Origin of the sequence: Bradyrhizobium sp. BLXBL-01, assembly GCF_051853025.1 — a bacterium.
Lineage (GTDB): Bacteria > Pseudomonadota > Alphaproteobacteria > Rhizobiales > Xanthobacteraceae > Bradyrhizobium.
Map to the genome: position 1 here is coordinate 2,820,649 of NZ_CP182471.1, position 14,070 is coordinate 2,834,718.

At 65.0% G+C, this 14,070-nt stretch carries 15 protein-coding genes; 11 read left to right on the forward strand and 4 right to left on the reverse strand.

The window, feature by feature from the left end; translation table 11 throughout:
- Positions 1-5: 5 nt before the first annotated feature.
- Positions 6-494 carry a phage holin family protein gene (locus ACNJYA_RS12795; protein WP_439403021.1) on the reverse strand — a complete coding sequence of 163 codons (489 nt, stop codon included), beginning with the start codon at positions 492-494 and terminating at the stop codon, positions 6-8.
- Positions 495-770, reverse strand: coding sequence for a hypothetical protein (locus ACNJYA_RS12800; protein WP_172785417.1), 276 nt, complete (start codon positions 768-770; stop codon positions 495-497).
- A gap of 176 nt (positions 771-946) precedes the next feature.
- Here ACNJYA_RS12800 and ACNJYA_RS12805 point away from each other — a divergent pair, with 176 nt between their 5' ends.
- The 3 genes from ACNJYA_RS12805 to ACNJYA_RS12815 are packed head-to-tail and all read left to right on the forward strand — an operon-like array spanning position 947 to position 3,960.
- A complete protein-coding gene (locus ACNJYA_RS12805; RefSeq protein WP_439403022.1) occupies positions 947-2,083 on the forward strand; it encodes an ABC transporter permease in 1,137 nt (378 codons plus the stop codon).
- 2 nt (positions 2,084-2,085) lie between these two features.
- Positions 2,086-2,853, forward strand: a complete 768-nt coding sequence (locus ACNJYA_RS12810) for an ABC transporter ATP-binding protein (protein WP_439403023.1) — start codon at positions 2,086-2,088, stop codon at positions 2,851-2,853.
- A gap of 3 nt (positions 2,854-2,856) precedes the next feature.
- The gene (locus ACNJYA_RS12815) at positions 2,857-3,960 is read left to right on the forward strand and encodes an ABC-type transport auxiliary lipoprotein family protein (RefSeq protein ID WP_212255453.1); all 1,104 of its coding nucleotides are present in this window, start codon (positions 2,857-2,859) and stop codon (positions 3,958-3,960) included.
- 6 nt (positions 3,961-3,966) lie between these two features.
- On the opposite strand, the gene ACNJYA_RS12820 is transcribed toward ACNJYA_RS12815, so the two are convergent.
- The gene (locus tag ACNJYA_RS12820; protein ID WP_172785413.1) at positions 3,967-4,284 is read right to left on the reverse strand and encodes a c-type cytochrome; all 318 of its coding nucleotides are present in this window, start codon (positions 4,282-4,284) and stop codon (positions 3,967-3,969) included.
- 155 nt (positions 4,285-4,439) lie between these two features.
- On the opposite strand from ACNJYA_RS12820, the gene ACNJYA_RS12825 reads away from it, so the two are divergent.
- The 8 genes from ACNJYA_RS12825 to ACNJYA_RS12860 all read left to right on the forward strand — a co-directional run bounded on the left by ACNJYA_RS12825 (position 4,440) and on the right by ACNJYA_RS12860 (position 12,662).
- Positions 4,440-5,153 (forward strand): helix-turn-helix domain-containing protein, encoded by a 714-nt coding sequence (locus tag ACNJYA_RS12825; protein ID WP_212255454.1) that lies wholly within the window; start codon positions 4,440-4,442, stop codon positions 5,151-5,153.
- A gap of 95 nt (positions 5,154-5,248) precedes the next feature.
- The gene (locus ACNJYA_RS12830; protein ID WP_283813608.1) at positions 5,249-5,374 is read left to right on the forward strand and encodes a hypothetical protein; all 126 of its coding nucleotides are present in this window, start codon (positions 5,249-5,251) and stop codon (positions 5,372-5,374) included.
- 278 nt (positions 5,375-5,652) lie between these two features.
- Positions 5,653-6,381, forward strand: a complete 729-nt coding sequence (locus ACNJYA_RS12835; protein ID WP_172785411.1) for a Crp/Fnr family transcriptional regulator — start codon at positions 5,653-5,655, stop codon at positions 6,379-6,381.
- A 293-nt stretch (positions 6,382-6,674) separates the two neighbouring features.
- Complete coding sequence (locus tag ACNJYA_RS12840; RefSeq protein ID WP_212255456.1) at positions 6,675-7,646, forward strand: TRAP transporter substrate-binding protein; 972 nt, start codon at positions 6,675-6,677, stop codon at positions 7,644-7,646.
- A gap of 67 nt (positions 7,647-7,713) precedes the next feature.
- A complete protein-coding gene (locus ACNJYA_RS12845) occupies positions 7,714-8,265 on the forward strand; it encodes a TRAP transporter small permease (protein WP_172785409.1) in 552 nt (183 codons plus the stop codon).
- Positions 8,256-9,548, forward strand: a complete 1,293-nt coding sequence (locus tag ACNJYA_RS12850; protein WP_172785408.1) for a TRAP transporter large permease — start codon at positions 8,256-8,258, stop codon at positions 9,546-9,548. The genes ACNJYA_RS12845 and ACNJYA_RS12850 overlap by 10 nt, the downstream gene beginning before the upstream one ends.
- Before the next feature lie 22 nt (positions 9,549-9,570).
- Positions 9,571-10,377: an SDR family NAD(P)-dependent oxidoreductase gene (locus tag ACNJYA_RS12855; RefSeq protein ID WP_439366541.1), complete on the forward strand. Its 807-nt coding sequence runs from the start codon at positions 9,571-9,573 to the stop codon at positions 10,375-10,377.
- A 158-nt stretch (positions 10,378-10,535) separates the two neighbouring features.
- On the forward strand, positions 10,536-12,662 hold the full coding sequence (locus ACNJYA_RS12860) for a molybdopterin oxidoreductase family protein (RefSeq protein ID WP_439403024.1): 2,127 nt from the start codon (positions 10,536-10,538) through the stop codon (positions 12,660-12,662).
- Here ACNJYA_RS12860 and ACNJYA_RS12865 read toward each other — a convergent pair.
- Positions 12,635-14,008, reverse strand: coding sequence for a caspase family protein (locus ACNJYA_RS12865; RefSeq protein WP_439403025.1), 1,374 nt, complete (start codon positions 14,006-14,008; stop codon positions 12,635-12,637). The two genes, ACNJYA_RS12860 and ACNJYA_RS12865, sit on opposite strands and share 28 nt — an antisense overlap.
- Positions 14,009-14,070: the final 62 nt, after the last annotated feature.

Below are 14,070 nucleotides of genomic sequence, written 5' to 3' on the forward strand. Positions count from 1 at the left end.
GTCAGCTACGATTGCGCTTCGGCCGAACTTGCGTCGTTTGGCGTCCTGGCCGTCGTCCGCAGAGTCTTGATGATGACCGCGATCAGCGGCAGCAGCACCGGCACGATCGTGCTGAGCGGATGATGCACCGCGCCTGACACCTGGGCCTGGAGCGCTCGTGCCTCGAGCTGGAGGGCTTCGATGGACGTGTCATGAATTTCGCTGGCGAGCTCGATGTCGCGTCCCGACGGGGCGCGGCCAGCGATCAGGAAGAGAGCGACTGCGATGACGAAATTGACGGCGCCGAGGATGGCGGCCGCGGCAATCGCGCTCCAGATCTGCACCAGCGCGAAATAGGCGGACAGCTCCAGCATCAGGAGCCCGAACGCGGCGATCAGCGCCGCGAAGGCGCGCAGGCCGAGGCCGATCAGCAAATGGCGCAGCCTGATGTCCGCGATGATCCTGTCGGTGCGCCACAGCACGCGCAGATGTTTGATGACATTCTCGGTATTCACCTAGTGTCTCCTCAGCATGAAGCCGACGACCACGCCCAGCGCGAAAGCGGAGGCGAGCGAGGTGATCGGGCGCTCCGCAACGAGGCCCTGGAGCTGCTCCCCCTCTTGTTCGACGGTCTCGCCGAGCTCGGCGAGCGCGGCCCTGATCTGATCGGCGAGCGCTTCGGTGCGAGCTTTCGAGCTCTCGAACATCTCCTCGCCGGCGGTGCTCAACAGGCGCGTGACGTCGACCTTCAGCGCCCGTAATTCCTCGCTCATCCTGTCACTGTCGAACATGGATTGGTGTCCTCATTGCATCCGAGCGAGCCTAAGACCCGCCCGCGCGATCGCGCTTGATTTGCGTCAAGAGGCGGAGCCCGTTCGGGGTCTTGAGACAGGTCAATCCGGCCGCCACACGCCGGCCTAGAAATGCCGGCTGAATGGGGACCAATTGTCCCGACGAGGTGGAAAGCGTGAACCACGAACCGCTGCTGCACGCGACGCCGTCCGGCGACGTGCTGAAATTGCGCCCCGAGGGGCCATGGACCGCCGCGAACGTGGTGACGCTCGAGACGCTGTCGCGGTCGGTCGGGGCCGACGTCGATCGCTCGCGCGTCGTAACGCTGGACATGTCGGGGATCAGCGCGCTCGATACGCTCGGCGCCTGGGTCCTGGAGAAGCTGTCGCGCAGGGCCGCATCGTCAGGCAGGTTGGCCGAGTTCGTCGGCGTCGCCGATCATTTCAGCGGGCTGATGGACGAGGTGCGCCAGGTCAACCGTCGCACGCCGGCTCCAAGCGTCGCGCCCAATCCGGTTCTGGCGAGGTTGGGCGAGCTCGGCAAGTCCACGGTCGGGGCGCGGGAAGACATCACGATCTTCCTTCAGATGCTCGGCGCCTTGTTCATGGCCGTCGTCGGCGTGCTGCGCCGGCCGCGTTCGCTGCGGCTGACCTCCCTGGTGTATCAGCTCTATCGGATCGGCTGGCAGGCGATTCCCATCGTCACGCTCATCACCTTCCTTATCGGCGCCATCATCGCGCAGCAGGGCTTCTTCCACTTCCGCAGATTCGGCGCGGAGTCGTATACGGTCGACATGGTCGGCATCCTGGTGCTGCGCGAGCTCGGCGTGCTGATCGTCGCCATCATGGTCGCCGGCAGGTCAGGCAGCGCCTACACAGCAGAGCTCGGTTCGATGAAGATGCGCGAAGAGATCGACGCACTCTCGACCATGGGGCTCGATCCCATCGACGTCCTGATCCTGCCGCGCGTCGCGGCCCTGGTCATTGCGCTGCCCATCCTGACCTTCATCGGATCGATTGCTGCGCTCTATGGCGGCGGGCTGGTCGCGCAATTCTACGGCGACATGGGGCCGGCGATCTACATCGCGCGGCTGCACGAGGCCGTTTCCGTCGCGCATTTCGAGGTGGGCATCCTGAAGGCGCCGTTCATGGCGCTGGTGATCGGGATCGTGGCCTGCAGCGAGGGATTGCGCGTCAAGGGCAGCGCGGAGTCGCTGGGGCGGCAGACCACGACGTCGGTGGTGAAATCGATCTTCCTGGTGATCGTGCTCGACGGCCTGTTCGCTATCTTCTTTGCCTCGATCGGAATGTGACGATGGAAGAATCGCAAGATCAGTTCGCGATCCGCGTCCGCGATCTCGTGGTCGGCTTCGGTCGTCAGACCGTGCTCGACCATCTGTCGCTCGACGTCCGCCGCGGCGAGATTCTCGGGCTGGTGGGCGCATCCGGCGGCGGCAAGTCGGTCTTGATGCGGACCATCATCGGCCTCATCCCGCGCCGGAGCGGGACCATCGAGGTCATGGGACAACCCACCGGCGGCCACGGCCGAGGCGAGGCGATGGCCTGGGGCATCCTGTTCCAGCAGGGCGCGCTGTTCTCCTCGCTGACGGTGCGCCAGAACGTCCAGTTTCCCTTGCGCGAAAATCTCGTCCTCTCGCAGGAGCTGATGGACGAGATCGCGATCGCCAAGCTCGAAATGGTCGGTCTGCGTGCCGAGGACGCCGACAAATATCCGGCGGAGCTGTCCGGCGGCATGACCAAGCGCGTGGCGCTGGCGCGCGCGCTCGCACTCGATCCGCCGATCCTGTTCCTGGACGAGCCGACCTCGGGCCTCGATCCGATCGCCGCCGGCGAGTTCGACGCGCTGATCAAGACGCTGCAAAAGACCCTGGAGCTCACCGTGTTCATGGTGACCCATGACCTCGCGAGCCTGACCACGGTCTGCGACCGCGTCGCCGCGCTCGCCGACGGCAAGATCGTGGCGATCGGCCCGATGCGCGAATTGCTGCAATCCGAGCATCCCTGGGTGCGCGCCTATTTCCACGGCAAGCGCTCGCAGATGCTGCAACACGAGATGAGATGAGAGATGGAAACCCGCGCTCCCTATGTGCTGATCGGCAGTTTCGTGCTGGCCGCGATCGTCGCGGTGTTCGGCTTCGTCTATTGGCTGAACAACACCGGCGGCATCGGGCCGCGCACGAACTATCACGTGCAATTCCAGGGTCCGGTGCCTGGCCTCCTGGTCGGCGCCGGCGTGCTGTTCAACGGCATTCGGGTCGGGGAGGTCACCCAGCTCGGGCTCGCGCCCGATAACCCGCGCTTCGTCAATGCCACGATCTCGGTTGCAACGGCGACGCCGGTGCGTGCCGACACCAAGGTCGGGCTCGAATTCCAGGGCCTGACCGGCGTTCCCGTGGTGACGTTGGAGGGCGGCGTGATCGTCGCCAGGTCCGGCGAGCTGCCGACCTTGATCGCGGAGGCCGGAGCCGGCCAGAGCATGACGCAAGCGGCGCGGGATGCGCTGCGGCGGGTCGACACGGTGCTTCAGGACAATTCCGGCCCGCTGAAGGAAACCATCGCCAATTTCAAGACCTTCTCCGACGGCCTCGCGCGCAACACCGGCAAGATCGACGGCATCCTGGCGGGCCTCGACAAGATGACCGGAGGCGGCACGCCCGCGCAGAAGGTCACCTACGACCTGCGCACGCCGCAGAATCTCGGGCCAGCCGGCAAGACGCTGTCCGCCTCACTGGCAATTCCCGAGCCGACGGCGGTGGCGATGCTGCAGACCCAGCGCATGCTGTTCGCGCCCAGCGGAGACAGGCCGGGCTTTGCGGACTTCCTCTGGGCTGACAGCATTCCGAAGCTGGTGCAGGCGCGCCTGATCGACAGTTTTGAGAACTACGACATCGCCCACGCCCCGCTGCGCACGACGGATCTCGGGCCGGCGGATTACCAGCTCCTGATCGACATCCGGCGCTTTCGGATCGCGACGGATGGGGAGGCTCGGGCCGAGATCGGACTGTCGGCGCGGATCGTCGACAAGAACGGCAAGGTGATCGCATCGCGGCTCATCGAGACCAGCGAAAAGCTCGACAAGGTCGATCCGGCCGCTTCAGTCGCCGCCTTCGATGCGGCCTTCGCACGCATCGCGAAGGAGCTGATCGGATGGACCGTGCAGGCGGTGTGAGGCCGACTATTCCAGCGTCTTCAGGTAGGACAGCAGGTCGTGGATCTGGTCCGGGCTGAGCTCGAAGGTCGGCATGTCGGAATGTCCGGTGGAGATCCCCTCGGCCAGCGCTTCGCCAAGGCTGTTGATCGGATAGCGCCGATGCAGGTTGCGTAGCGGAGGTGCGATCTCGAGTGGGCTCTTGGAGGCACGGTCGATCGCGTGACAGCGTGCGCAATTGGCTCGGGCAAAAGCCTTGCCGCGTTGTTCGGCGGTCGGGGCCGCTAGCGCAGGCGTGATCAGAAGCAGCCCTATCAGGCCGTGGCGCAGTGCGCTTTGCAGCATGGAAAAATGATCCCGTCGAACCGTGGAAGCAGAATATGACGGCGATGCCGCTCAAATTTGATCTGGGTCAATCGGCTGCGGCTCGGTGCAGTAAAATGCAGCCGCGCGGTGGACTCGGCCTGACGTCGGGAGTGGCCGGCGCGGGGGAGCGGTGGATGAAGCCTTCCGTGGTCACGAGTGAGCCGAACGGGCATTTTTGCGACGATTGTGCAGTGCGCGGAGCGGCGGTCTGCTCGTCGCTCGATGCAGCCGAACTCCGGGAGTTCGAGCATCTCGGCCGCCGCGTCCATTTTGATTCGGGCGAGACCGTGTTTTCCGAGGAGGACATCACGACCTCGTTCTACAACGTCCTCGAAGGCGTCATGCGGCTTTACAAGCTGCTGCCCGACGGCCGGCGGCAAATCGTCGGCTTTGCCTTGCCCGGTGATTTCCTGGGGATGAATCTGTCCGGCCGGCACAATTTTTCGGCCGATGCGATCGGCGTGGTGAACGTGTGCCAATTCCCAAAAGGGCCATTCGGCCGCTTCACCGAAGAGCGGCCGCAATTGCTCAGGCGCATCAACGAGCTGGCCATTCGCGAGTTGAGTCAGGCGCGCGACCATATGGTTCTGCTCGGCCGCCGCTCGGCCGACGAGAAGGTCGCGACTTTTTTGCTCGGCTGGCGTGAGCGGCTGGTCGCGCTCAAGGGTCCGTCCGACATGGTCGCGCTTCCGATGAGCCGCCAGGACATTGCCGATTATCTCGGCCTGACCATCGAGACCGTCAGCCGCACCTTTACCAAGCTGGAGCGTCTCGGCTTGATCGAGATCATTCACGGCGGCATCAGCCTGCTCGATCCCGCTCGCGTCGAGGCCATCGCCGCAGCCTGACCTCCTGTCCGCGACGCTCGCGGCAATTTGATCCCGATCAATGACGGCGGCCATGCCCCGCAAAATAATGCCGGAGACAAATCCGGGAGGGGATGATGCCTGCTGAAGCGTTGCTGGTGACCGTTATCGTCGTCGCGATCTTCGTCGCGTTCGCCGTAGCTTTGGCTTGGGCCGACCGGCAAACCGGCGCGGGCCGGCTCGATCCGGATTCCAGGCTCTGAAGCTTCTTCAGGTCTAGGTCCGAGTCCAGCGCGCCAGGGCCGATACTTGCCCAGGCGGCCGCTGGCCCTCGGCAGCGTCTCGACGCAATCGCGGTTTGCGTAATCCGCAACTCTGCGTCGAAGAAGACGCATCGCCGCAGCTTTCGGCTGCTGACTTCCGACGTTACTTGGCCTTTTCGTGGCATTTGGCTCAAATCGAGCGCGTGCTTTCCGGTTGAAATGCCTGGTAACGTTGACTACGCAGGAACTCGATGCCTCGTAGTCTTAGGAGCTCCGGCGTGCCTCAGGACAAGACCGGCGACCCCCGACAACAGGCGGGCAACAAACTATCGGTCCTGCGCAAGCACCCGATCTTCGCGGATCTGGAGCCGGAGGCGCTCGATCAGCTTTGCCGCTACGCCAAGCACACCAACGTCAAGCGTGGCGCGACGATCGCAGCCAAGGGCGATCCCGGCAACAATCTGTTCGCGGTGATTTCTGGCACGGTGAAGATTTCCTCCTCCTCGCCTGACGGACGGAACGCGATCCTCAATCTGATCGGTCCGGGAGAGATCTTTGGCGAGATCGCCGTGCTCGACGGCGCGCCCAGGTCGGCGGATGCGACCGCCAATACCAATTGCGAGCTCTACGTCATCGATCGCCGGGACTTCCTGCCGTTCGTGAAGAGCCAGCCGGCGCTGGCGATGAAATTCATCGAGCTGCTGTGCGCGCGTCTGCGCTGGACCAGTCAGCAGGTCGAGCAGGTGATCCTGCAGAATTTGCCGGGCCGGCTTGCCAGTGCGCTGTTAGGTCTCACTGAAGAGCGCAAGCTCGATTCCGGCAGCGGCACGCTCGCCATCACGCAGCAGGAGATCAGCGAGATGGTCGGGATGACGCGCGAGAGCATCAACAAGCAATTGCGCGCCTGGGCCGGCCGCAACTGGGTCCGCCTCGAGCATGGCGCCATCGTCGTGCTGGATACCGACGCGCTGCGCGAGCTCGCCGAGAGCGGCCTCGACGGCGAGTGATGCCTCGGGCCTAAATGTCGATGATGGCGACCGGGCGGGTCCAGCCCTCGGAGGCCCGGGCCAGCGACGTCGAGCCCGCCCGCCATACCCACCATAGTGCGAATTGCGCCAGAAATCGATCGATGCAAGTCTTGCATCGATCGATGCCGGATTTGGCTTGGACAGAGAATGCCGCCCGCCCTAGGGACGACATTGGCGCTTGACTTCACACCTGAAGCGGAGCGACCCAAGGCGGCCTGCAGCCGGGCCGACAACGATACAATCAATCCAATCAACCCAGGAGGAAAGCCCAAATGAAGACGCTCACCGGTATCATCACAGCCGTTGCACTGGCGGTCTCAGCACCCCTGGCCACCGCGCGCGATTTCCGCTCCGCCGACGTTCACCCCGCCGATTATCCGACCGTCGAGGCGGTCAAGTTCATGGGCCAGCAGCTCGCGGCAGCGAGCGGCGGCAAGCTTGGCGTGAAGGTGTTTCCGAACGGCGCCCTTGGCTCGGAGAAGGACACGATCGAGCAACTCAAGATCGGCGCGCTCGACATGATGCGGATCAACGCATCGCCGCTGAACAATTTCGTGCCCGAGACCATCGCCTTGTGCCTGCCCTTCGTCTTCCGGGATACGCAGCACATGCGCACCGTGCTCGACGGTCCGATCGGCGATGAGATCCTGGCAGCCATGGAGCCCGCGGGTCTGGTCGGCCTTGCCTATTACGACAGCGGCGCGCGCTCGATCTACACCGTCAAGGGGCCGGTCAAATCGCTGGCCGACCTGAAGGGCCTGAAGATCCGTGTCCAGCAATCCGACCTGTGGGTCGGCATGATCCAGAGCCTCGGGGCCAACCCGACGCCGATGCCCTATGGCGAGGTCTATACCGCCCTCAAGACCGGCCTCGTGGACGCCGCCGAGAACAACTGGCCGTCCTACGAATCCTCCCGTCACTTCGAAGCTGCCAAGTTCTACAACATCACCGAGCACTCCCTCGCGCCCGAAGTTCTCGTAATCTCGAAAAAGGTCTGGGACACGCTGAGCAAGGAGGACCAGGCGATGGTCCGCAAGGCCGCCAAGGAATCGGTGCCCGTGATGCGCAAGCTCTGGGACGCGCGCGAGCAGGCCGCCCGCAAGACCGTCGAGGCCGCCGGCGTCCAGGTGATCACGATCGGCAACAAGGCGGAGTTCGTCGATGCGATGAAGCCGGTCTACCAGAAGTTCGCCGGCGACGAGAAGCTGCAGAACCTCGTCAAGCGCATCCAGGACACGAAGTAAGACAAGTCAGGGGATCGGGTCCGGCGTCGCCGCGAGGCGGCACCGGACCCCCGGAAGGAGGCGCGGGATGACAGACCCACACGTCGCAAGTCACGAGCAGGGGGCCGTAGCGGCACGCCCGTCCACCGGCTTGCTGTCGCGGATCAATGCCCCCATCGCGCGCCTTGGCATGTACCTGTCGGTGACCGGCCTGCTTGTCATCGTCGCCATCGTCTTCTACCAGGTGTTCGGACGTTACGTGCTCAACTCCAGCCCGACCTGGACCGAGAATTTGGCACTGGTCCTGATCCTCTACGTCACGCTGATCGGCGCCGCCGTCGGCGTACGCGATGCCGGGCATATCGGCATGGACAGCCTGCTGGTCATGCTCTCGGATCACGTACGGGAGAAGATCGAGATCGTGATCCACGTTCTGGTCGCCGTGTTCGGCCTTGCCATGGCCTATAACGGCTGGATCCTCGGTGCGTCGGTCGGCACCGTGAAGATCCCCAATCTCGGTCTGCCCGAGGTGATCCGCTATGTGCCGCTGATCGCCTCCGGCATCCTGATCGTCTCATTCTCCATCGAGCACATCATTGCGCTCCTGCGCGGCGAAGAGGTCGTCCCGTCATGGAACTGATCATCCTCGGCGCCACCTTCTTCGGCTTCCTCATCCTCGGCGTGCCGGTCGCCTTCGCGATCGGCCTGTCGGCCATCTGCACCATCCTCTACGAGGGCCTGCCGGTCGCCGTCATCTTCCAGCAGATGATGTCGGGGATGAACATCTTCTCCTTCCTCGCCATTCCGTTCTTCGTCTTCAGCGGTGAGCTGATGCTGCACGGCGGCGTCGCCGATAAGATCGTGCAGCTCGCCAAGAACCTCGTCGGGCACATCCGCGGCGGTCTCGGCATGTCGAACGTGGTCGCCTGCACGTTGTTCGGCGGCGTCTCGGGCTCCCCCGTGGCCGACGTGTCGGCGATGGGCGCGGTGATGATCCCGATGATGAAGAAGGAAGGCTTCGACACCGACTACGCCGTCAACGTCACCACCCACGCCTCGCTCGTGGGCGCCTTGATGCCGACCAGCCACAACATGATCATCTATGCCCTGGCGGCTGGCGGCAAGGTCTCGATCGGCGCGCTGATCGCCGCCGGTCTCCTGCCGGCCCTGGTGCTGATGGTCTGCATGCTGGTCGCCGCCTACGCGGTCGCGGTGAGGCGCGGCTATCCGGCCGGCAAGTTCCCGGGCTGGGCCGAGGTCGTCCGCTCGCTGGCGGCCGCGCTGCCGGGGCTCTTGATCGTCGGCATCATCCTGGCCGGCATCCTGTCCGGCGTCTTCACGGCAACCGAATCGGCGGCCATCGCCGTCACCTACACGATCCTGCTGACCTTCTTCATCTACCGCACCATGACCTGGGGCAACTTCCTGCGCGCCGCCGCCAAGGCGGTGAAGACGACGGGGGTGGTGCTGCTGCTGATCGGCGTCTCCACCATGTTCCAGTACCTGATGGGACTTTACGAGGTGGCGGATCTCGCCGGCGCGATGATGAGCAAGGTGTCGACGCAGCCCTGGGTGATCTTCCTGCTCATCAACGTCATCCTGTTCGTGCTCGGCACGTTCATGGACATGGCGGCGACCATCCTGATCTGCACCCCGATCTTCCTGCCGATCGCGATGAAGGCGGGCATGGACCCGGTGCAGTTCGGCATGCTGATGCTGATCAATTGCGCGCTCGGGCTCAACACGCCGCCGGTCGGCACCACGCAATTCGTCGGCTGCGCCATCGGCGGCATCTCGGTCGGCGCGGTGATGCGCACCATCCTGCCGTTCTATGCCGCGCTCATCGCAGCACTGATGTTCGTGACCTACGTCCCTGCATTCTCGCTGTGGCTGCCGCGCCTCTTGATGGGCTACAAGGGCTAGCAGCACCAGGGAAACATTGTCAGTGACGGACTATCGCAAGCTCTTCGATCTCACCGGCAAGACCGCGCTCGTTCTCGGCGCCGCATCCGGCATCGGCAAGTCGTCGGCCGAAGCGCTTGCGGATCTCGGTGCCCGCGTCGTCTGCGCCGATCGTGCGCTCGACGCAGCGGAGGCGACCGCCGCCGGCATTCGCGACAAGGGCGGCTGGGCGGAGGCAGCGGCTTGCGACGCCGCGAGCGCCGCGGACGTCGACGCACTCGCGAAAACCGTGATGCAGAAATTTCCGCGGCTCGACATCGCCGTGACGACGCCGGGGCTCAACATCCGCAAGACCATCCTCGACTACACCGAGGAGGATCTCGACCGCGTCCTCAACCTCAACGTCAAGGGCACGGTCTTTTTCTTCCAGGCCTTCGGCCGCATCATGGTCGCGCAGAAGGGCGGCAGCATCATCGCCTGCTCCTCGGTGCGCGCGGTGACCATCGAGCCGGGCCTCGGCGTCTACGGCTCCACCAAGGCGGCGATCGGCCTCCTGGTGAAGGGCTTTGCCTCCGAGGTCGGGCACGCCGGCGTGCGCGTCAACGCGATCGCGCCGAGCATCGCCGAGACCGCGCTGACCGGCCCGTTCAAGCAGCGCCCCGACATCTACAATCTCTACGCCGGCCACACCGTGTTCAACCGCTGGAGCAGCGCCGACGAGGTCGCGACCGCCGTCGCCTATCTCGCCTCGGACGCCGCGAGCTATGTCAGCGGCAGCACGCTGTTCGTCGACGGCGGCTGGACCGCCGTCGACGGCCCGCCGACCGGTCTCACCCAGTTGCACAAATAGCGAAAGGCGCAGCTCGGGTTGTACGTAGCGCGGCCAATTGGCTGGGCTTCCTTCGCAACCGCAGCAGGAAGCTCCGGCGCGCGGTTTGAGCAAATCGCATGGGACTTGCCGGATAAATGCGCTCGGCTGGCCGGTATTTTGGTGTTACGAACTGGGACATGAACCAGCACGCCAAGATCGACACCAAGATCGAGATCCGCCATTCGACCTGCCCGCATGACTGCCCGTCGGCCTGCGCCCTCGATGTCGAGGTGGTCGAAGGCCGCAGCATCGGCCGCGTTCGCGGTTCGAAGAAGCAGACCTACACCGCCGGCGTCGTCTGCGCCAAGGTCGCCCGCTATGCCGAGCGCATCCATCACCCCGAGCGGCTGATCTATCCACTGCGCCGCACCGGCCCCAAAGGCTCAGGTCAGTTCGCACGGATCTCCTGGGACGAGGCGCTGGACGAGATCGGGCACCGCTTCAATGCGGCCGAGCGCGAATTCGGCGCGGAATCGGTCTGGCCCTATTACTACGCCGGCACGATGGGCCTCGTGATGCGCGACGGGCTCAACCGTCTCACGCATGTGAAGAAATATTCGCGCTTCTACCAGACCATCTGCGCCAACGTCGCGCGCATCGGCTTTGCGATCGGCACCGGCAAGATCGCCGGCGTCGACCCGCGCGAGATGGCGCTGTCCGATCTCGTCGTGATCTGGGGCACCAATCCCGTCAACACCCAGGTCAACGTGATGACGCACGCCTCGCGCGCCCGCAAGGAGCGCGGCGCGAAGATCGCGGCGGTCGACATCTACGACAACGACACCATGAAGCAGGCTGACATCAAGATCATCCTGCGCCCCGGCACCGACGGCGCCTTCGCCTGCGGCGTCATGCATGTCCTGTTCCGCGACGGCTATGCCGACCGCGCCTACATGGACAAGTACACCGATTGCCCCGCCGAGCTCGAGGCGCATCTCAAGACGCGCACGCCGGAATGGGCCTCGGCCATTTGCGGCGTCCCGGTGTCGGAGATCGAGGCGTTTGCCAAGGCCGTCGGCGAGACCAAGCGGACCTTCCTGCGCCTCGGCTACGGCTTCACCCGCTCGCGCAACGGCGCCACGCAGATGCATGCGGCGCTCTGCATTCCCGCGGTGACCGGCGCCTGGCAGTATGAAGGCGGCGGCGCCTTCTTCAACAATTATGCGCTGTGGCATTTCAACGAATCGATCATCGAGGGCCACGACGCCATCGACAAGTCGACGCGCGCGCTCGACCAGTCGCAGATCGGACGCATCCTGACCGGCGACGCCGAAGCTCTGCGGGGCAAGGGCCCGGTCAAGGCAATGCTGATCCAGAACACCAACCCGATGACGGTGGCGCCAGAGCAGGCGCTGGTCCGGCAGGGCTTTGCGCGCGAGGATCTGTTCGTGGCGGTGCACGAGCAGTTCATGACCGAGACGGCGCAGATGGCCGACATCGTGCTGCCGGCGACCATGTTCATGGAGCATGACGACCTCTATTACGGCGGCGGCCACCAGCACATCTCGGTCGGGCCGAAGCTGATCGACCCACCCGGCGAATGCCGCTCCAACCACGAGGTGTTGCAGGCCCTGGCGCCGCGGCTCGGCGCCAGGCATCCGGGCTTCGAGATGAGCCCGCGCGAATTGATCGACGCCACGCTGCAGCTGAGCAATCACGGCGACATCGCCGGCCTCGAAGCCGACCTCTGGCGCGATCTGCAGCCGGATTTCCGCACCTCGCATTATCTCGACGGCTTCGCTCACGCCGACGGCAAATTCCATTTCAAAGCCGACTGGGCGCATCCGCCGTTCGGCCAGCTCATGGGCGATGTCGACAAGATGCCCGATCTGCCGGATCATTGGGCGGTGATCGAGCACACCGACCAGGCCCATCCGTTCCGGCTCGCGACCAGCCCGTCGCGCAGCTTCCTCAACACCACCTTCAACGAGACGCCGTCCTCGCAGGCACGCGAGGGCAGGGCCAGTGTGATGATCCACCCGCTCGACGCGGCCGCGCTCGGCATCGCCGATGGTGATGCGGTGACGCTCGGCAACGGCCGCGGCGAGACCACGCTGATGGCGACGCTGTTCGAGGGCGTGCGGCGCGGCGTCCTGATCGCCGAATCCGTTCATCCCAACAGCAACCACATCGGCGGGCGCGGCATCAACATGCTGACGGGCGCGGACACCATCGCGCCGATCGGCGGCGCGGCGTTCCACGACAACAAGGTCTGGATCAGGAAGGCGGCCTCAGCTCAGGGCGCGCATTCCGTCACGCCGTAGCCTGCGAATTCCTTCGCGATGTTCGGGTTCATCGACTTCGCCTGCGCGATGTCGGTGGCGCCGTCGCCGCCGCTTCTGCGCGCGGCGATGCCGCGGCCGTACAGCGATGATGAGGAGCGCGGGTTGCGCTGGATCGCGTCGGTATAATCCTTGATCGCCTCGGCGGTGCGCCCGAGCTTGAGGTTGACGAGCCCGCGGCTGTCGAGTGCATCGCTCAAGCCCGGGTTGATCTGGAGCGCCAGATTGCAGTCGGCGAGCGCGCCTTGCAGGTCACCGGTCGCAGCCCGGGTCCAGCAGCGATTGTTCAAGGCTTCCGCGTCCTTGGGCGCGCGGCGGAGCACCGCGTCGAAATCCGGCATCGCAAGCGCATAGGCGCGTTTGATCGCGTAGACCTGGCCGCGCTTGTAGCGCGCGATGGCATCGTTGGCGTTGGCGGTGATCTTGCGACTGAGATCGGCGATGACGGGATCTCGCGCCAGCTCGTCCGCATTCGGAGCGGGCTCCGCCTGGGGCACCTCGCAGACCGGCTTCTGCGGCTCGGGTGTTTGCGCCTCCGGCTTGGTCGGAGCCGTGTCGTCCCGCGGCCGCGTCGCCGCGCTTGCGAACGAGAAGTCCGTCGTCAGCGAGGAGGCCAGCCAGGGCACTTGCTCGCGGTTGGTGGCGGCAACGACGCCGTTCTTGGTGTTGGTCAGGGCCTGCTCGGCGCTGATGTTCGGCGCGCGCATTTCGCGCAGCAGCTCGGCGATGAACAGGCTGCGATCGGTCTTGCCGCTCGCCGTGACGGCGCCGAGCGCGGCGGAGTAGAGCACCAGCGAATTGCTCGGTGCGATCGCCGGTGCCAGGCCGGCCGAATAGCGGCGGAAGCGCCGCTCGAACGGGTTGCGGCGGGAGGCGTCGATCAGCGCGATCTTGATCGCGGCACCGCGCGTGTTCATCTCGGCGAGGATGGTGTCGAGGCTGAAGCCGTCGCGCGAGACGTCCGGCTCGGTCCAGATCTGGGCGTCGACCGGCAGCAGATAGGTCTGACGATTGGACTGGATGGCAAAGCCGTCGAAAAAGATCAGCGCCACCGCGCCGCGCTCGATGCGGTCATAGAAGCGGCCCAGCATCTGCCGCATGGCATCGCCGGTGATATTGCTCTGCCTGTCGACGACAAAGCCGCTGCGCTTCAACTCCTCGGCGACGTCCTGGGCATCGTTGGCGACGTCGCTGAGGACGAACTCATTGTCGGGATATTTCGCGTTCCCGATCACCAGCGCGATCTTCGCGGCGTCGGCCGCAGGACATGCGGCACCGCCGCTCAGCACGACCAGTCCTGCCAGCAACAACATGAATGCGGCACGCATGAAATGGCTCATCGGTGATCAAATCTCCGGTCAGGATAGCGCGCGCAAGCCCCAATTCAATC